17 protein-coding genes and 1 pseudogene are annotated in these 19,208 nt (G+C 62.1%); 2 read left to right on the plus strand and 16 right to left on the minus strand.

Features of this window, described 5'->3' with window-relative positions; genetic code table 11:
- Positions 1-112: 112 nt before the first annotated feature.
- The 8 genes from EB230_RS29340 to EB230_RS29375 all read right to left on the minus strand — a co-directional run bounded on the left by EB230_RS29340 (position 113) and on the right by EB230_RS29375 (position 8,818).
- On the minus strand, positions 113-304 hold the full coding sequence (locus EB230_RS29340; protein ID WP_056566239.1) for a hypothetical protein: 192 nt from the start codon (positions 302-304) through the stop codon (positions 113-115).
- 4 nt (positions 305-308) lie between these two features.
- Complete coding sequence (locus tag EB230_RS29345) at positions 309-2,006, minus strand: hydantoinase B/oxoprolinase family protein (RefSeq protein WP_056566236.1); 1,698 nt, start codon at positions 2,004-2,006, stop codon at positions 309-311.
- A gap of 11 nt (positions 2,007-2,017) precedes the next feature.
- Entirely contained in the window at positions 2,018-4,048 is a 2,031-nt protein-coding gene (locus EB230_RS29350; RefSeq protein WP_172374457.1) for a hydantoinase/oxoprolinase family protein, read from the minus strand.
- Between the two features lie 26 nt (positions 4,049-4,074).
- Entirely contained in the window at positions 4,075-4,776 is a 702-nt protein-coding gene (locus tag EB230_RS29355; protein WP_056566229.1) for a GntR family transcriptional regulator, read from the minus strand.
- Positions 4,769-5,830 carry a branched-chain amino acid ABC transporter permease gene (locus EB230_RS29360; RefSeq protein WP_056566225.1) on the minus strand — a complete coding sequence of 354 codons (1,062 nt, stop codon included), beginning with the start codon at positions 5,828-5,830 and terminating at the stop codon, positions 4,769-4,771. The genes EB230_RS29355 and EB230_RS29360 overlap by 8 nt, the downstream gene beginning before the upstream one ends.
- Positions 5,830-6,744, minus strand: coding sequence for a branched-chain amino acid ABC transporter permease (locus EB230_RS29365; protein WP_081295163.1), 915 nt, complete (start codon positions 6,742-6,744; stop codon positions 5,830-5,832). Before EB230_RS29365 ends, EB230_RS29360 begins: the two co-directional genes overlap by 1 nt.
- A gap of 11 nt (positions 6,745-6,755) precedes the next feature.
- Complete coding sequence (locus tag EB230_RS29370) at positions 6,756-7,526, minus strand: ABC transporter ATP-binding protein (RefSeq protein ID WP_056566222.1); 771 nt, start codon at positions 7,524-7,526, stop codon at positions 6,756-6,758.
- 95 nt (positions 7,527-7,621) lie between these two features.
- Positions 7,622-8,818, minus strand: a complete 1,197-nt coding sequence (locus EB230_RS29375) for an ABC transporter substrate-binding protein (RefSeq protein WP_172374458.1) — start codon at positions 8,816-8,818, stop codon at positions 7,622-7,624.
- Between the two features lie 165 nt (positions 8,819-8,983).
- Here EB230_RS29375 and EB230_RS29380 point away from each other — a divergent pair, with 165 nt between their 5' ends.
- Entirely contained in the window at positions 8,984-9,712 is a 729-nt protein-coding gene (locus EB230_RS29380; protein WP_056566218.1) for an ABC transporter ATP-binding protein, read from the plus strand.
- Between the two features lie 26 nt (positions 9,713-9,738).
- Positions 9,739-10,947: an L-2-hydroxyglutarate oxidase gene (gene lhgO, locus EB230_RS29385; protein WP_244493941.1), complete on the plus strand. Its 1,209-nt coding sequence runs from the start codon at positions 9,739-9,741 to the stop codon at positions 10,945-10,947.
- Between the two features lie 464 nt (positions 10,948-11,411).
- Here the strand turns inward: lhgO and EB230_RS29390 are convergent, their stop codons facing one another.
- The 8 genes and pseudogenes from EB230_RS29390 to EB230_RS29425 form a co-directional block, all read right to left on the minus strand.
- Positions 11,412-11,594 carry a hypothetical protein gene (locus EB230_RS29390; RefSeq protein ID WP_056566212.1) on the minus strand — a complete coding sequence of 61 codons (183 nt, stop codon included), beginning with the start codon at positions 11,592-11,594 and terminating at the stop codon, positions 11,412-11,414.
- 151 nt (positions 11,595-11,745) lie between these two features.
- Positions 11,746-11,868 (minus strand): annotated as a pseudogene (locus EB230_RS33060) (acyl-CoA dehydrogenase); the annotation flags it as partial.
- Positions 11,869-11,879: 11 nt separating this feature from the next.
- Positions 11,880-12,755, minus strand: a complete 876-nt coding sequence (locus tag EB230_RS29400) for a 3-keto-5-aminohexanoate cleavage protein (protein WP_056566205.1) — start codon at positions 12,753-12,755, stop codon at positions 11,880-11,882.
- 10 nt (positions 12,756-12,765) lie between these two features.
- The gene (locus tag EB230_RS29405; protein ID WP_056566377.1) at positions 12,766-13,152 is read right to left on the minus strand and encodes a RidA family protein; all 387 of its coding nucleotides are present in this window, start codon (positions 13,150-13,152) and stop codon (positions 12,766-12,768) included.
- A gap of 44 nt (positions 13,153-13,196) precedes the next feature.
- On the minus strand, positions 13,197-14,507 hold the full coding sequence (locus tag EB230_RS29410) for an aminotransferase class III-fold pyridoxal phosphate-dependent enzyme (protein ID WP_172374459.1): 1,311 nt from the start codon (positions 14,505-14,507) through the stop codon (positions 13,197-13,199).
- A gap of 21 nt (positions 14,508-14,528) precedes the next feature.
- Complete coding sequence (locus EB230_RS29415) at positions 14,529-16,574, minus strand: FAD-dependent oxidoreductase (RefSeq protein WP_172374460.1); 2,046 nt, start codon at positions 16,572-16,574, stop codon at positions 14,529-14,531.
- 68 nt (positions 16,575-16,642) lie between these two features.
- A complete protein-coding gene (locus EB230_RS29420; protein WP_056566374.1) occupies positions 16,643-18,133 on the minus strand; it encodes an aldehyde dehydrogenase in 1,491 nt (496 codons plus the stop codon).
- 258 nt (positions 18,134-18,391) lie between these two features.
- Positions 18,392-19,198 (minus strand): IclR family transcriptional regulator, encoded by an 807-nt coding sequence (locus EB230_RS29425; protein ID WP_172374461.1) that lies wholly within the window; start codon positions 19,196-19,198, stop codon positions 18,392-18,394.
- Positions 19,199-19,208 lie beyond the last annotated feature (10 nt).

Raw genomic sequence — 19,208 nt, forward strand, 5'->3', positions numbered from 1 at the left:
CTATCGCGGCGCTTCAAGTGGCCGGCCCCATCCCTGACGGACGGGGCCGGCGCATCAATTGATTTGGAGGCGGATTAGGATTTCAGGCCACACGACCTGAAATCATCCGGCTCTAGACAGCGGCCTTGGCGCGGCGGGCGTCCCGTTCGATCTTCCAGTCGACGCATTCCTGAGAGCAATAGATGCTCCCGTCATGCATCTTCCTGCGAACGGAATCCTCGGCCGACGCCTCATAGATCAGCACGCCGCAGTTGGCGCATTTCGTGTAGCTTTCGATGTAAAGCCCGTTCAGCGAAAACTTCATGGTCTCAGGCCTCCTGATAGCCGTAGTGTTTGTGGGCGGCCGCCTTCGAGACGTAGCCCTCGCGGACATCCTCCGCGACCGCCACCGGATCGCGCTTTGCGGGATCGCCGTAGCCGCCGCCACCAGGAGTGACGAGCCGCACGCGATCACCGCGGCGAATGGAGACGTTGGAGTAGCGGCTGGTCGAGGCCTTGCCATAGGCCTCGCGCATCGTCTGCCAGTCTTCGCGGCCGTTCTTCATGACCAGCGTCGCGCCGACGCCGCCTTCCGTGCCGCCGTTCAGACCCCAGGGGGCGAGCAGATGGCGGTCGGTCATCTGCGAGCAGATGATTTCGTCGTTAAGGCACAGCATCTGCTTGGAATAGCCGACCCCACCGCGATATTCGCCGGCACCGCCGGCATCGACATTGAAGGCGAGGCTTTCGATGCGCCAGGGGAAGCGCGTCTCGTAAACTTCGACTGGCGTGATGCGGCAATTGCCGTTGATCGAGTCGACGCCGTCATTGCCATCGGCAAAGGCGCGGCCGCCCCAGCCGACCGCTTCGAGGTCGTAACAGGCGAAATACTCGCCTGTGTCGGCATCGACGCCGCCGAAGACGAAGTTGCAGTGGGTCGCACCCTCCGCCGCCATCACCCGGTTCGGGATCGCCGGGGCCATGGCGCCGAGGATCGTGCCGACGATGCGGGGATGGGTTTCGGTGTTGCCGCCGACTTCCGGCGCGGGGAAGTCCACGTTGACGATGGTGCCGGGCGGCGCCATGACGCGGATCGGCCGGAAGCAGCCGGAATTGCGTGGGATCGTCGGGTCGGTCATGTGCAGCACGGCGTTGTAGGCCGCCGATGTGGCAACGCCGAGCGTTGCGTTGATCGGGCCGGAGGCCTGCGGCGAGGAACCGTGATAGTCGACGATGATCTCGCCGCCGCGCTTATGCACCTCGACAGCGACCGTGTAAGTGCGGTCGGCGTCGATACCGTCGCTCTCAATCTTGTCGGAGAAGGCATAGATGCCGTCTGGGATCGCCTCCAGTTCGGCACGCATGCGGCGCTCCGAATAGAGCAGCAAGTCGTTGACCGTCTCCTTGATTTTCTCCTTACCGTACTTCTGGTAGATCTGCGTCATCTGCTTTTCGCCGAGGTCGACGGCGGCGATGAGCGCGCGCAGATCACCATAGTTGACGCGCGGCGTACGCACGTTGGCGAGAAGCAGCTTCCAGACCTCGATATTGTCCTTGCCGCGCTTCTTGATCTTGACCGGCGGAATGCGAAGGCCCTCCTGGAAGATTTCCGTCGCCTCGCCGCAGAAGCCGCCGGGCGCCATGCCGCCGACTTCGGCGATATGGCCGATGGCGACGGCAAAGCCCATGATCTCGCCGTCGACGAAGATCGGTTTGAAGAAGGTGTGCTCAGGCGTATGCAGGCCACCGCGATAGGGGTCGTTGTGCAGAATGACGTCGCCCTCCTCGATCTCGTCAATCGGGATTTCCTTGAGGCAGGATTTGACAAGCAGCGGCATGCCGCCGATCTGCGCCGGGCAATAGTCGGCGACCGCGATCATGTCGCCGTTCATGTCGGCAAGCCCGCAAGTGAAGTCGAGCGCCTCGTTGAAGATCGTCGAATAGGACGTCTTCATCAACACGATCCCCATCTCCTTGCAGAGAGAGACCATGCTGGATTCCAGAATGTTCATCGTAACGAAGTCCATGATGGTACTCCTCAGGCCGAAATGATCAGATTGCCGAGCCGGTCGACGCGGAGCGTCTGTTTCGGCTGCAAAATGGTGACGGAGGCGCTTTCCTCCACAATGGCGGGACCGGCGACGGTCTGCCCCTGCTTGAACGTGCCGCGGTCGTAGGTCTTCACCTCGTGCCAGCCGTCCTCGAAGCGTACCTTGCGGCTGCCCGAGGACGCCGGCGTGCCTTCGCCCTTTTCGAGCTCCCGCATCTTCGGCTTTTCGGAGACGGCGACGGCGACGACCTTGAGATTGACCGTCTCGATGGTCTCACCCGGAATGGAGAAGCCGAAGCGGTTCTGGTGCTCCTCGTGGAAGCGTTCCCAGAGGCTTGCTATGGTCTCCTCGGTGAACTGGTTGGCCGGGAAGCTCAGTTCCAGTTCGTGATTCTGGCCGAAGTAGCGGGCCTCGATGGAACGGTAGACCTCCACCTTCTGCTGATAACCCTGGGAGACCAGCTCGGCGATCGCGCCATCCACCAGTTCCGTCATCGCCGCCGTGGCGCGGGCACCGTCGAAGTATTTCGAGATCTGCTGCACCGTGCGATGCCGGTCAACACGCGCATCGGTCATGATGAAGCCGAAGGCTGAGAACTGGCCGGGATAGTTCGGCACTATGCCCTGCGGAATGCCGGAAATATCCATCAGGTCGCAGATATGCACCGGCCCCGCCCCGCCCGAGGCGACGAGCGTGAAGTCGCGCGGATCGAGGCCGCGCTGGAGGAGAACGGCACGCAGCGCACCCAGCATGTTGTTGTTGGCGATCTGCACCATGGCGAAGGCAGCCGCATCAACCTCGAGGCCGAGCTGATCGGCGATCGTCTTGACCGCGCGATGCGCTGCCTCGGCGTCGAGCTTCATTTTGCCGCCGAGGAAATAGTCGGGATTGATGCGGCCGAGTACGACATTGGCGTCCGTCACGGTAGCACTCTCGCCGCCACGGCCGTAACAGGCGGGCCCTGGTGCCGCACCCGCCGATTGCGGACCCATGCGCAACATGCCGCCCTTATCGATCCAAGCGATGGAACCGCCGCCAGCGCCGATCGTGTGGATGTCGATCATCGGGATCTGGATCGGCAGGCCCCATTCGATCTCGAAGTTCGTCGTCACATGCTCCATGCCGTCCACGACGGTAGAGCAATCGGTCGATGTTCCGCCCATGTCGAAGGTGACGAGGTTCTTGATGCCGGTAAGTTCGGAGAGGACGCGGGTGGCGACGACCGCACCGGTCGGACCGGAAAGCGTCATCTGCACAGGCGCATCGGCAGCGCCCTTCAGCGTCGATTCACCGCCGTTCGATTTGATCACGCCGATCCTGTCACCGATGCCAATGCCATCGAGGCGCTTCTGCATGCGGTGGAAATTGTCGGAGACGATGGGCTTCAGATAGGCGTCGGCAATCGTGGTCGAGGCGCGGTCGTATTCCTTCCACTTCGGCAGCACGTCGTACGAAATCGAGATCGGCATGCCGGGCAGTTCTTCCGCGAGGATGTCGCGGATGCGCTGCTCGTGGCTCGGATCGATATAGGAGAACAGCGTGCACACGGCGATCGCCTCGATCGTGCCGTCGGCCTTGATCGTTGCGGCCATCTGGCGCACGGCCGCCTCATCGAGCGCGGTGACGAGCTCGCCCTTGGCGCTGAAACGCCCGCCGATCTCATAGGTGTCGGCGCGCTTCATCAGCGGCTTGGTCTTGATCCAGGTAATGTCGTAGTGGCTGCGACGGTCGCCACGCTGGATGAAGGGAACATCGCGAAACCCGGTGGTCGTGACATAGGCGACCTTCGCGCCGCGGCGCGTCAGCAGCGCGTTGGTGGCGATCGTCGTGCCAAGACGGATCTTGTCGACGCTTGCGACATCCTCCACCTGTCCGAGCCCCTGGAGCACACCTTCGATCGGTTCGGAGGGTGTCGTCAGGTTCTTCCAGTTTTCGATGGTGCCGGTCGCCGCATCGTAGGAAACAAAGTCGGTAAACGTTCCCCCGATGTCGATGCCGATGATTTTCCTGTCAGGCATTATGTCCTCGTTTCTCATGGATAGGATCAGGACGAGCGGGGCTTTTCCCGGTCGTAAGCTTCAAGAAGGTGACGCCAGGAATCGCGGATGTGATCGCGGATGGCATCCATCGCCTTTTGGGGATTGCGGGTACGCAGCGCCTCGACGACCGGCCAGTGATCGACGGCCGCCGCCATCTGGCTCTCGAACTGGCGTTCCGCCATGGTAATCAGCATCTGCACTTCCGCCTGGATGTTGGTGAAGGCGTGCAGCGTCTGGCGGTTCTTCGAGAGCCGGCAGATCTCGAGGTGGAAGGCGAGGTCGTTCTCGACAAGCGCCATCTCGTCATTGGCATTGGCGGCAGCGACCATGGCATCAACGAAACCGGCAATGCGGTCGATGTCGGCGTCCGTCATCTGCGGCAGCGCCTGTTCCATCGCGAAACGCTCGACGACGACGCGGAAGGAGAAGATTTCGTCGATATCGCTGTGCAGGAAGGTGCGAACGAAGGTGCCCTTGCGAGGAACCGCGACGAGCAGACCGCGCTCCTCCAGCCGCCGGATCGCCTCGCGGATGGGGTTGCGGCTGATCCCGAGCTGGCGGGCCAGTTCCGCTTCGTTGATGCGTTGGCCGGGCTGGAGTCGGCCGAAGATCAGTTCGCGCACGAGTAACGTCGAAACCTGGTCGGACAGCATCCGGTGGTCGATGATGCCGATCGGCTCATCTGTATTGAAGAGATTGTTAGCCATTGATGAGCCCCTTCTCGCGCTGTGATTGCCCCGGCAGGCCTATCTCTCGCCCTGCCATGATCCCGTCTTTGCGGAAGACCAGTATCAACAGCATAATGCCCGCGATGATAAGTTCCTGCGTGCCCGCAGGCAGAGACCACTGCTGGCCGCCGATCGAAATCCCACCTTCGAGGCGGCGGAAGATATCGACCAACGCCGTGATGACGACAACGCCGACCACCGCGCCCGCAAGGCTGCCCACGCCGCCCACGATGAGCATGGCGAGCGCGAGGAAGGTGAAGCTCAAGAAGTAATTGTTGATCGACACGGTGCCGAGGTAATGCGCTTGCAACACGCCGCCGAGGCCGACCAGGAAGCCCGAGAGTGTGAAGGCAATGAGCCGCGACCAGTAGAGCGAGATGCCCGACGCGGCAGCGGCGACCTCATCTTCCCGCGTCGCTCGGATTGCGAGGCCAAAGGCGGAAATCTGGTAGAGATAGGCGATGACGATCGCGAGAACGGCGCAGATGAGCGCAATCCAGGCCGTCACATAGGTCGGCAGGCCGACGATCGAGGCGGAGCCCATCGTGACGCTGTCCCAATTGGAATAGACCACGTTCAGGATGAAGAGCACGGCAAGCGTGGAGATCGACGCCGCAAGGCCCGTGAGCCGCATGATGACGAGGCCGGTAAGGAAAGCGGCAGTGCCGGCGAGCAGCACCGAGACGATGGCGGACGGCAGCAGCGGAATGCTCTGGTCGCGCAGGAAATGCGGCAGGCCGGACATGGTGATCGGCTTCAGCATCTCGCAGCAGGTCTGCCAGGCCGAGGCATAGGCGGCTATCGCCACGAACGTGGCATGGCCGAAGGAAATGACGCCGGAATTGCCGACGAAGACGTAAAGTCCGACGACGATGACAATGCTGATCAGCATTTCTATGACGGTGCGCTGCAGGGACAGACCGCCGAACTGTCCGGTGACCACGACGATGAGCGCAAGCGGCACGACAAGCGCCAGCACCGGAAACCAGAAGCGGCCGATCGCTGCAAAGGATGGCATGGTCTTGCTCTTCATTACACACGTTCCTTCGCGGCGCTGGTGACGATCAGGCCTTGCGGGCGGACGAGGAGGATCAGGATGACGAGTGTGAACACACCGGCATCGCGGAAGGGGCGCAGATCGACCGGCAGGTAGGTTTGCAAGAGCACGCTGGCGACACCCACGAGGAACCCACCGAGTGCTGCCCCCGGCAGCGAGCCCATACCGCCGATGACGGTGGCGAAGAAGCCGTAGACGACGGGCATCAGACCCATGCGCAGGTCGAGCGTTCCCGTCTGAATCGTGAGCAGCAGGGACACCACACCTCCGAGCAGGCCTGAAATAGCGAAGGCGAGCGCGATCACCCGGTTCGCCGGCATGCCGAGCAGGCGGGCCATCTGGAAATTTTCCGCCGCCGCCCGCATCTGGATGCCTAGTGGTGTCTTCTTGAGGAAGAGAACCAGCGCGACGAGCAGGCCGGCGGTGACCCCCACGGTCAGGAGCTGCACTCCCGGTACGCGCACGCCGCCGATTTCCACCGCATTTGCGAGACTCTGCCCGATCCCGACCGATTTAGGTCGGCCGGTATGGATGAGCATGACGAGGTTCTGCAGGAAATAGCTGACGGCGAAGGAGGAGATGAGCAGCGTCGACGGGTTGGAATTGCGCAGCGGCCGGAAGGCGATGCGCTCCGTCAGCAGCGCCAGCACGACAACTACGAAAAGCACGCCGCCGATCATGAGGGCAGCGGGCAGCGCACCGAGCAGCAGCGGCGGCGTGACGCTCGCCGTCGGCACGACCAGCGCGTAGGCGCCGATGGTGATGTAGTCGGCCTGCGCGAAATTGACGAGCCGCATGACGCCGAAGACGAGGCCGATCGCCAACGCGACAAGGGCATAGAGGCTGCCCAGCGCGATGGCATCGACGAGAACTTGAACGATGTTGGCCATGGCGTCCGGTCCTAGATCGCAAGGGTACTGTCGGCCGCTTTTTCGCCCAGATAGGCGCGGCGCACGGCGGGATTCATCTGGATATCCTGCGGCGAACCCTCGGCGAGGCTCTGCCCGCCATCGAGCACATGGATGCGCTGGCACACCCCCATGATCACCTTCATGTTGTGTTCGATCAGCAGCACGCCGCAGCCGAATCGGGCCGGCAGCTCGGCGATGACCTCCATCAGCGCGTCGCACTCCGCGTCATTCATCCCTGAAGCCGGCTCGTCGAGCAGCGCGAAGGACGGCTGCAAGGCAAGTGCTCGGGCAATGCCGACGCGCCGCTCGTCGCCATAGGAAAGGCTGTCGCAACGGTGGTCGGCCTTCCCAGCGAGGCCCATCCAGTCGAGGATGTCGAGCGCCCGCTCCCGTGCCTCCCGACGAGACAGCCCACTGCCGATCGCCGCGACGGAGAGGTTCTGCTCCACCGTCATCGTCCGGAACAGCCGCGCCGCCTGAAAGCTACGGCCGATGCCGGCCCGGGCGATCTTGCGGGCGGTCAGCCGCGAGACGTCGATGCCGTCAAGGCGGATGCTGCCGCTCGTCGGCCGCTGGAAGCCGCTCAGCACATTGACCATGGTCGTCTTGCCGGCGCCGTTCGGGCCGATGAGGCCGAGGACTTCGCCGCGCCTGAGTTCGAGGTCGACCCCGCTGAGCGCCCGGATGCCGCCAAAGGCGACGGCAACACCGCGGGCTTCCAGCCGCTCTTTCGATCCCGATCTTTTCGATGGACGTGACATACCGGGCGAGACCTATCAGTAAGCTCGACTATGAATTTGCCAGGAGATTTGGTTCCGCCAGCCGCACCACCATGCGGCCGGCGGATCGCTGCCGGTTACTGACCGACGCGGAACAGGAGCTTCATGTCCGGCTTGAACGAGTTCCGGTAGACCTCGACGGCATGGAAGGAGCCGTTCTCGACCTTCATGATCAACCAGGGGCGGTCGACCTGGATATGCAGCTGATCGGTAAACGAGGTCGGGCCGGCCGTGAACGGCTGGTCCTTGAAGGAGTTCATGACGCCGACCACCGCTTCGGATTCAGTCGTCTTCGCCTGCTCGACCGCATACGCCCACTGCTCGATGAGGCTGTAGCCCAGCACCGAGTAGGAGGAGACCGGCGCCTCGCCGTAACGCGCCTTGTGGCTTTCAAGGAACTTGTTCATCTCCGGCCGCGGATCATCGCCGTAAAGCGACATGAAGGCGGGCAGGTAGAAATCCTTCAGGCCCGGTACGGCGTTGAGCCAATAATTGTCGACCATCGCCGTGTTGGCGAGGATTGGCTGGTCGATGCCGGCGGCGCGCAGCTGGCGCACTGCAGAAGCGCCACCCGGCGTGAACGAGCAGACGAAGACCGCGTCCGGCTGTTTTGCAAGCCCCTTGAGGCGGGTGATCTGCGAGGCGATCGACGGGTCGTCGTTCTTGAAGGTGTCGTTGCCGAGGATCGTTTCCTCGCCGCCACCCGCGGCCCAAGCCGCGCGGAATCCGGCGCAGGCCGACTTGTTGTATTCGATCGTCAGGTCTTCGAGCACGTAGACCGACTTCAGGCTCATCTTCTTTTGGGCATATTCGGCAATCGCGATGCCTTCCGACTGCGCCGCGCTGTTGGCGGTGAAGGTGAGCGGGCCGACGCCCTGCACGCCCATCTTCGGATCGGCGGCGCACAAGCTGAAGGCGATCTTGCCCGCCTGCTTGGCGGCGAGCGCAGACGGGGCGCCAAAATCGTAGTCACAGGAGACGACCAGCATGTCGACGCCGCTATCGACGAGCTGCGCGCCGACGGTTGCAGCGCGGGCCTGGTCCGTCTTGGTGTCCATGACGGAATACTTGATCTGGCGTCCCAGCAGGCCGCCAGCCTTGTTGATCTCCTCGATCTTCATGACCGCCGCCTTGTAGGGCGCGCTGTCGTAGTTCGAAAGCCAGCCGGATTCTGCGATGGCGAAGCCGACCTTGATCGGCTCTTCAGCGCGCACGCCAGCAATAGGCAACAGAAGGGCGATTGCGGCCGAGGCGGCCACAGCAACAGATTTCATCGTCGTTCCCCTTGGCGGTGAGCGGTGCACCGCTTCAATTATTTGTACATAGTCCTCTGTGGACAGAAGACAGAATGCGGGTTAGATTTTTTTTGTCAACGGCAAAAATGCGGCGGGGCCCTTCCGAGTTCGATCGGCGCCCATAGACCGTCAAAGGGGAACCACATGCTTGAAATACGCGGCCTCACCGCCGGTTATGGCCGGCTTGCTGCCCTGAAATCGGTCGATCTTGAGGTCAGAAAGGGCGAGATTATTTTCGTCGTCGGCCCCAACGGCGCCGGCAAGTCCACGCTTCTGAAGTCAATTTCCGGGCTCATGGCGCCGACGGGGGGCACGCTTGTTCTCAATGGCGAGTCGATCGCCGGCCAGGCGCCGGAAAAGCTGTGCCGGAAAGGTTTGGCACTGGTGCCGGAAGGCCGCAGCATCTTCCGGACACTGACAGTGCGGGAAAACCTGTTGCTCGGCGGCATGGTTCGCAAGGGCAAGGCCGAAGCGGCCGCCGACCTGGAGCGGGTTCTGGAAACCTTTCCGATCCTCAGGAACCGCTACCGCGGCGTTGCCGGCCACCTTTCCGGCGGCGAGCAGCAGCAGCTTGCCATTGCCCGCGCCATCCTGCAGCGCCCGTCGCTGATGATGATCGATGAACCGTCGCTTGGCCTTGCGCCGCTGGTGATCGACCAAGTCTACGAAAGCCTCCGCCAGCTTAACGCCAGCGGGCTGAGCCTGCTCGTCGTCGAACAGTCCACTGCCCGCATCCTCGACCTCGCTTCCCGCATCTACGTGCTGCGCAACGGCCATGTCGCGCTCGAGGGTTCGGCAAGCGAGCTTGCCGACGGGCATGCGCTGGAAGAGGCCTATTTCGGCTACGGCGACCGTCAGACTGCACACCCATAAGCAGGCAGACAGGGGCAAGGCATATGATTTTCGACTATTGCGTCATCGGCGGCGGGATCGTCGGCCTGGCGACGGCCATGCGGCTGCTTGAGACCTATCCCGGCAGCAGCCTGATCCTCCTGGAGAAGGAGGTGGCTCTCGGCAAGCACCAGACCGGCCACAACAGTGGCGTCATCCATGCCGGCATCTACTATCCCCCGGGCAGCCTGAAGGCCGAACTCTGCCGCAAGGGCGCGGATGCCACCAAGGCCTTCTGCCAGGAAAACGGCATCCGCTTCGATGTCTGCGGCAAACTCCTCGTCGCCACCTCCGCCCTCGAAGTGCAGCGCATGGAGGCGCTCCACGAACGCTCGAAGCAGAACACGATCGAAGTCCATAGCTTCAGCGAGGGTGAATTGAAGGAGCGGGAACCGAACATCAGCGGCCTCGGCGCGCTTTTCGTGCCCTCGACCGGCATCGTCAGCTATGCCGACGTCTGCCAGGCCATGGGCAGGCGCATCAAGGCGCTCGGCGGCGAGATCCGCCTGTCGACGCGCGTCACCGGCATTCGCGAAGCCAGGGATTCCGTCGACATCTCGTCGGTCGGCGAAAACTGGCAGGCGAAGCAACTGGTGGTCTGCGGCGGTCTCCAATCGGACCGACTGGCCGTGCTCGCTGGGCTCTCGATCGAGCATCGCATCGTTCCCTTCCGCGGCGAATACTATCGCCTGCCCGCATCGAAGAACGACATCGTCCGCCATCTGATCTATCCCGTCCCGGATCCCGCCTTGCCCTTCCTCGGCGTGCACCTGACGCGGATGATCGACGGCAGCGTCACGGTCGGGCCGAATGCCGTGATCGGCTTTGCCCGCGAGGGCTATCCACGGCTTTCGTTCAATGTTTTGGACATGGCCGACTACGCGCTGTTTCCCGGCTTCTGGAAGACCGTGTTCGCCAACCGCGGATCGGCGTTGGCGGAACTCCGTAACTCGCTCTGGAAGCCAGGCTATCTGGAGGAGTGCCGGAAATACTGCCCGAGCCTCGACCTCACCGACCTGCTCCCGCACGAAGCAGGCATCCGCGCGCAAGCCGTGCGCAAAGACGGCGCCCTCATCCACGATTTCCTATTCGCACAAACGGAACGCATGCTGCATGTCTGCAACGCCCCCTCACCCGCCGCCACGTCGGCGATCCCGATTGCGGAGATGATCGTGGGGCGCATGGCGGATGGACGTCGACGCATGCCAGCGAACTGAAAAAACGGCAGATCGGGATAGGGCCGGCTGGAAGCTGTGCACGGGCATCGCGAGACGCGCCCACAATCCGGCGCGATCACCCGCCGAGCAGTTCTATATTCCGGCAGCATGAACCGCGGATGTTGTACGCTCTGTGCTCGTAGCCTACCCGCAGCCAACCGAACGCCCGTTCGCCGCCGAAATGGGCCGAGTCCCGGACATTCCGCCACCGATGCGAAAGTCCGCTTTCAGATGACGCACAAGCTGATTTGAACGGCCGAGATGCTACGCAAGGCTGTCGTTTGACTACGGATCTGGAAATTCCGCTGCAAGCATGAAATTCGCCAGACAGTCGTCTGGATTCACAACCCAAGTGCTCGCTTCTTCCGATGGCCCAATCTACTCCGCCTCCTTCGCGGGCAACACCGGAAACATGCTCGCGAAGCGGCCGGAGGCGAGCGAAAAGCACTGTCGATAGATGCCAGCTACCTGGTCAGCTTCAGAAGCTCTCGCAACGGCAGTCCGGTCTCGGCAGCGAGTCGAGCGCCGAGCGCATTCACCTCTCCATCGCGTAGCGTGTCGATGAGGTTGCGAGCGAAGCCGCCCTCCCCGACTTCGACGGGCGCGCGCGACGAGTTGACGGTCGAGCTGCGTCCAGCGCTCGGCATCGACCTACCGTGCGATGTCGCTCGCCCGGTTGTGCATGCCCTGACGGATGTAGTCGCGCGAGATGACGAGGTTCTCACCATTGTCGGCGCCCCCTCGTACCAGCATATGAATGTGCGGATGTTCAGTGTTCCAATGGTCAAAGGCCTTCCATGGCGCGAGCTTGTCCGCGGCAAAGACGGCGACCCCGTCGCGCACCATGCGCTCGACTTCCGACAGTTGGTCTTCGATCAGGAAGGGATCTTCCCAGACGAATGCATTCTTGTCGACGGCCATGGCGATGCCCTCTAAGTTTTCAATAAAAGCTCAGATCTTGCCCGGCCTGGACTGGCGATAGTCGCGCCGAGCTTTTCCAGGAGCCATTTCGCCTTCTCGACGAGTTCGGCATTGCTCTTCACGAGTTCGGTCCGCGACATCCGGATAGTGTCCTCCATGCCGATCCGTACATGGCCGCCGAGCAGGTAGGACTGCATCAACATCGGATAAGCAGCCCGGCCAATGCCGAAACCTGTCCAGATGGCGTCCCGAGGCAGCATGTTGCGGGCGAACATCATCGTCTCCGGCGTCGTCGCGAAACCGTACTTCACACCGAGCACAAGGCTTACGAGTGGTGGACCGCGAAACACGCCGCTGGCGAGAAAGTCGTTGAGGAGATTGATGTCCCCGCTGTCGAAAAGCTCGAATTCGGGCCGGACTCCACAATCATAGATGATCTCCGCCATCTTCTTGACGTTGGGTGGCGTGTTGATCACGACCTCGCTGCCGAACGTCATCGTGTTGAGATCGAGTGTGCAGATATCGGGCCGTAAATCGCGGATATGCTCGACGCGGCGTTCGGCCGTCACGAAATTCGTCCGTGGGCCGGCAATTTTGGGATCCTCTTCACCGGGTTGGAACCGGCCGCCGGGGCCGGTGGTGATATTGAGGATCACCTCCGTGTTCTTGGCGCGGATCAGGCGAACAAGTTCGCGATAATGATCGAGTACCATCGATGGCCGGCCGTCGGGATAGCGGACATGAAGATGCAGGATGGCCGCGCCCGCATCGGCCGCCTCGAGTGCGGAGGCCGCGATCTGTTCCGGCGTGACCGGCAAATTTTCATTGTCTTCCAACCGCGTGAGGCTGCCGGTCACGGCGCAGGTAATGATGGTGTCCTTGGACATGTGATTTCTTTCAGCTTGCAAGGATAGCCGTGGCGGCGATCTCGACGAGCAGGCTGTCGTCGATGAGCGCCCCCGCCTGAACCATCGTCGTGGCCGGTCGAACGTCGCCAAAGACGGCGCCATGGGCCCTGCCGACAGCTTCCCAATCCTTCATGTCGCGCAGGAAGATACGCGTCTCGACGACATCCTCGATCGAGGCGTCGAGTTGGCGTAGCGCCGCGCCGATGCGCTCCAGGACCACGATGGCTTGCCCCTCCGCGTCACCGGGGTGAAGTACGCCGTTGGGTCCAGAGGCAGAGGTGCCCGATACGACAATGGTGTTTCCGGCGCGGACCGCCCGGGAATAGCCGATAGCCGATCCCCAGTTGTTGGTCACGGTGACCTTTTGCCTTTTCATACGCCGCTCCTTGGCTGTCCGGAGGTTTTCCTTGCCGCTGATCGTCATGCGAATGCCGGCAATGCTCGGTCGAAGGCCCGCACTATTTCATCGATATCCGCGTCTTCCATGACGGTGGAGAACGCCATCAGCCCGTTGCTCGCAATGATCACGCCTTGGTCGAACAATGCCTTGGCGAGGGCCGCAACCCGCGCGCCGCCATCGGCCGCCGCGAATGTGGAGCGGTAGTCGCTCAACGGTGCGTCCGTCAGGTGGACACGGCGCAGCGAACCCAGTCCGGTCACCTGTCCCTTGATTCCATGTCGGCTGAAACAAGCATGAATCCCTTGGTCGAAGCGATCGCCGAGCGCCTCGAGCTTCTCGAATAGAGGAGGCGTCAAATCTTCAAGAGCGGCTATCCCGGCCGACATCGACATGGGATTGGCACTGAACGTGCCGCCATGCGGCACCGCGGGCTGGCCCTTGCTCGGATCGAACACCGACATCACTTCCGCGCGACCGCCGATGGCCCCGATTGCAAAGCCGCCGCCGATAATCTTGCCGAGCGTTGTGAGGTCCGGGTCGATGTCGAAACGGCCCTGTGCGCCATTGTAACCAAGGCGAAACGTGATGACCTCGTCAAGGATCAGCAAGGCTCCGAGTTCGCGCGTGACGCGGCGCAGCATGGCCAGATATTCGGGCTTTGCCGGGACGAGACCGGCGCGGTTGGGCATGACATCAACGAGCACGGCGGCAAGGCTGTTGCCGCTGGCGCGCAGAATGGCCTCGGCGACCGGGGTATTATTGAAGGGAATGACGACGACATCGTCGAGCACGCCCTGGGGTGTCCCTTTGGCGGTCGGCACGGATCCCGGCCTGTCGATATCGCCCCAGGTAGCGGGGCTGGCGTCCTGGCTTGTCTCGGCCGGATCGTAGGTCCCGTGGTAGGCGCCCTCGCATTTTGCCATCTTCGGTCGGCCGGTATAGGCGCGCGCGGCCTTGATCGCGTTCATCACCGCTTCCGTGCCGGAATTGGTGTAGCGAAGCTGCTCGACGGACGGCAAACGATCGCACAGTATTTCCGACAGTCGGATCTCGCTCTCGGTGGGCATGCCGAAACAAGTTCCGGCTTCGAGCTGCCGTGTAGCCGCCTCGAGAATCCGGCGGTTGCCATAGCCATGGATCAGAGAGGTGAAGTTTCCCAAGGCGTCGATCCGGACATGGCAATCGACATCGGTGATCCGGCACCCATCGCCGCGCCAGGCATAAATCTGATGTGGTTTTCGATAGACAGTCGTACGGGTGTTTCCGCCAGGCATGACCTCGCGGGCGCGGGCATAGAGCTTTTCGGAATTTGGTGTCGCTGGTGCTGACATGAGAATGCTCATCGCTTGGTTCTAGGTGGCAAGGTTGATCCGCTCGCGACGCAACGTCGGGTTGCCGCTCTCGAATTCTTGGGCAAAACGGTGGCCTGAGTATACGGCGGCATAAATGGCAGCCGGCGCTTCGCAATCCCCGATGCGTGAGACGCGGCGCAGGCGGCCTGCATTGCCCTGATCAAGACGCGCGGTCAGTGCTTCAAACAGTTCGTTGCGCGGCAGCCGAGCCGTGACGAGGACAAGGGCGTCGACCTCCTTGTGCGCCGTTGCCCCGGTTCGCGCATCGACGAAGAGTGCCAGGCTGTCTCGGGTGCCGGCCAGCGCCATATGCGTAACCATCCCGACGCCGCGCTCATGGAGCCGCTTGGCCGTGCGGATGTTTTCAAGGGTATTGACGGTGAAGGAGGAGACGTCGGCCGCCGGCGTGACCAACGTGACTGTTTTGCCCGCTAGCGCCAGCTTTTCGGCGATCACGGCGCCCATGTAATAGTGGTCGTCGTCATAGACGATAATCCGCCCTGAAGGGATGTTGCCGCCCATAATGTCGTCCGGCGTGAAGACAGGCACTCCGGCCGACAGGGCAAGCGGTTTGAACGCCGCGCGCCCTACTCCATCGGCGCGCCATTGAGACCCAGTCGCCAGCACGACCTCATCTGCGTCGAATTCGAGAATGTCGGCCAATCCGAGATCGCTTTCGAGATAGACCCCGACATTCCTGAGCTTGTCGATCTGCGTGATGCGCCAGTCCCGAACCCTCAGCCACTCACGCAGGCCCGGCAGCTCGCCCTCGAGGGTCACACGGCCACCGAGACGGTTCTGCCGCTCAGCCAGGGTTACCTGGTAGCCGCGCTGCCCGAGGGCCCGGGCGCATTCGAGGCCCGCCGGTCCACCGCCGACCACGAGCACGGTCGCATCGCTTGATCTGGCGGAAATTCGTTCGGGGTGCCAGCCTCGCCGCCATTCCTCGCCCATCGTCGGATTCTGCGTGCAGCGCAGGTTCGTCATGGCAAAGTGGCTCGACACGCAGATATTGCAGCCGATGCACTCGCGGATGTCCTCGTAGCGACCCTCCTCGATCTTCTTCGGCAGGAAGGGATCCGCGATCGACGGGCGCGCGGCGCCAATCATGTCAAGCACGCCGCGGCGGATCAGGCTCGCCATGGTGTCGGGCGAGGTGAAGCGCCCTACACCCACGACCGGCCTGGTGGTGACGCCCTTGATCCCGGTCATGAACGGCTCGTGGTCGTTCTCCGATGCGAAGCGCGAGGTTGGTGAATCGTCCGCCCAGGTTCCTACCACGAGATCCCACAGGTCCGGCAGTTCGGCGAGCAGGCTGATCGCCTCGATCCCCTCCTCCGCGACACGAAGGCCCTCGGGGCCAAACAGCTCATCAATGATCAGGCGTACGCTGACAGCGCAGGCATCGCCGCCACCCTCTCGCGTCGCCTCGATCAACTCCTTCAGCAGGCGGACCCGGTTCTTCAGCGAGCCGCCATATTCGTCGGTTCGTTGATTGCGGGGCGAGATGAATTGGAAGGCGATGGTGGAAAAATTGCCGTCGACATTGAGGATGTCGAAGCCGGCCTTGCGCGCACGCTGCGCCGCGGCCTTCCACCAACCCAGCAGCGCCTTGATGTCGGATTTGTCCATGGCGCGAACCTGGACCGGATGGTGTCCGCTGACGGGCCGGTCCATCGGGCCGAGCGGCACTTCGCGGGTCATGCGATTGGCATTGTAGTAGGCGGGGTAGGCAAGTTGGACGCCGGCGAGCGAGCCGTGCTCGTGGACCGCTTCGACCATCAATGCGAGCGGAGGAATGTCGCCGTCATCCCACAGCATCTGCAGAACCTCCGGCATGAGGTCGCCAGAGGGATGAACCGAGCAATGCTCGGTGTTGACCACCGCCCATCCGCCTTCGGCCTTGATACCGCGCATCGCGGCATGGGCTTGCGGTCGCAAATTGCCCATGCCGTTGCAGTGAGGTGTCTGGTAGAACCGGTTGCGGGCGACAACAGGTCCGATCTGTACCGGCTCGAACAGGATATCGAAGCGTGGATCCCGCATGCGTGGCTCTTTCTGTACCTCGCATCATAGGGCGAGGAGACGTGCTTGGTCAGGGGGATGATCCGGCTCTAGGCGCGGATCTTGATCCAGGTTGCCTTGAGCTCGGTGTATTTGTCGATCGCATGCAGCGATTTGTCCCGTCCGAAGCCCGACTGCTTGTAGCCGCCGAAGGGCATCGTGATGTTGCTCTCGTCGAAATTGTTGACCCAGACCGAACCCGCTCTTAGCCGTCGGGCGGTGGAGAGCGCGACGTCGATGTTATCGGTCCACACCGCGGCGGCGAGGCCGTAGATGGTGTCGTTGGCAAGCGCGACTGCTTCTTCAGCCCCGGAAAAGGAGATCGTGGCAAGGACGGGACCGAAGATCTCCTCCTGCGCAATCCTCATCTTGTTGCTGACATTGTCGAAGACGGTCGGTTCGATGTAGTAGCCGCCGGTCTCGCCGAGGACACGCTTGCCGCCGGACTTGAGCTCTGCGCCTTCCCTGGCACCGATGTCGATGTAGTCGAGCACACGGTCCATCTGGACCTGGCTGACCATGGCGCCAAGCTTCGTGGCGGCGTCAAGGGGATCGCCAATGGTAAGCGTTTTCCCGACGGCGATAACCTTCTCCAGGAACACATCCTTGATCTTGGCGTCGACCAGCAGGCGCGAGCCGGCGTTGCAGACCTCACCCTGGTTGAAAAAGATGCCATAGGCCGCCGCCGTCGCGGCTTCATCGAGGTTGCCACAATCGGCCATGACGATATGCGGGGTCTTGCCGCCGCATTCGAGCGCAACGCGCTTCATGTTCGACTGGGCAGAATAGCTCATGAAGAGCTTGCCGACTTCAGTCGAGCCGGTGAACGTCACCGCGTCGACGTCCATGTGCAAGCCAAGTGCCTTGCCCGCGGTCTCGCCAAGGCCGGTAACCACGTTGAACACGCCATCCGGAATGCCGGCTTCCGCCGCGAGCTCCGCGAGCCGAATGGCGGAAAGCGGCGACTGCTCGGCTGGCTTGAGGATGACTGAATTGCCCGCTGCAAGTGCCGGTCCGAGTTTCCAGCATGCCATCAGCAATGGAAAATTCCATGGAACGACCGCTGCCACAACGCCTACGGGCTCGCGCGTGATCATGCCCAGTGCGCCGCCGCCGGTCGGAGCGATCTCGTCGTAAATCTTGTCGATAGCCTCGGCGTACCAGGCGATCGTATTGGCCGATCCCGGGACGTCGATGGACCGTGCATCGGAGATCGGCTTGCCCATGTTCAGCGTCTCAAGCAAGGCCAGTTCATCACCGTGTTGATGCATCAGCTCGGCGAACCGCTGCAGCACTTTCTTGCGCTCGCTCGGCGAGCGCCGCGACCAGGAACCAGAGTCGAAAGCCCTCCGCGCGGAACGTACCGCCAAGTCAACATCCGCCGCGTCGCAAGACGCGACCTGGGTCAGCGTTGTCCCGTTAGCGGGGTTGATCGCGCCGAACACGCCACCGGACACAGCGTCGACGAACCTGCCGTCTATGAAGGATTGCCCGCGCAGGGTGAGATTGGAGGCGGCCAGCCGCCAGTCGATCACGGTCATTGAATTGCCTTTCTCGATAATCGATACCATAAATCAATTTACGAGAAAGTAGGCTGAGGGCGTGTTTCGTGTCAATATAAAATCGACCGAGAGGTTGATTTCTCGCTGAAAAGGCTAATCTAGGAGAGTCCTACCTAGAAAAATACCAGGACGAAACCCGAAGATCCCAAATCAACGAGCGTCGATCTTTAATATAAATGCCAAATAGAGCGCCATAGAGCATTCCCAGCGCTTCGAAATAGAGAGATTACTTTCCAGTCAAGTGCTGGATTTCACGGTCAGCTGGAATTGCTTTTCGAGTATCTTGGAAAGTTTCTCCGCGAGTCGCTTGATGAGCGAGACGTTACGGTCTCGATTGGCCTCCAGGATCCCATGGATCGTGCCCGTCACGCAGAGGCTGTGCAGCGTACGCTGGCCCTCGATCCTGATCGGGGCGGCGATCCCGGCAAATCCATCCACATCCTCCCCGATGCAATATGCCACGCCGGTTTTGCGCACGGTCTCCAACTCGCCCAGAAGCTGGGCGAAGTCGATTTTTGTGGCTGCGGTGAACCGCTTCAACGGCCTGTCAAGCACGGAAGCGATAAAGTCGGGGTCCTGAAAGGCGAGGATCGCTTTGGCGGAGGCGCCGGCATGGGCCGGGATTTCAAGCCCTGGAACGATGTAGGCCCTGACCAGATTGCCAGGCGAGACCATGTCCACGCTGCGGACGGTATTGCCGGAAAGTCGCGCGATGAAGCAGGCTTGCCCCGTCTGTTCGGATAGTTCCTGGAGGGTGGGCCGCGCGACGACCTTGAGCCATTCGTCGCTGACGCCAGAAAAGAGCAGCCTTTCCAGCCGTCGCCCGAGCTTGAAGGTGGCCGTCTTTGGGCCGCTTTGCTCGATCAACTCAACATCGGCCAGACTCTTCATCAGCCTGTAGGCCGAGGCTTTCGGCAAATCGAGCATCTCGCCGACGGTCGTTCCCGAAATGCCGTCCGGAAAGCCGGCTACGATCTCGAGAATACGGACATAGCGTTCCAACGGCTTTTCTGTCGCCGTCTTGCTCGATGTGCTCTTGTCCATGATGTCCGCG

Origin of the sequence: Mesorhizobium sp. NZP2234, from assembly GCF_013170765.1 — a bacterium.
GTDB lineage: Bacteria > Pseudomonadota > Alphaproteobacteria > Rhizobiales > Rhizobiaceae > Mesorhizobium > Mesorhizobium loti_D.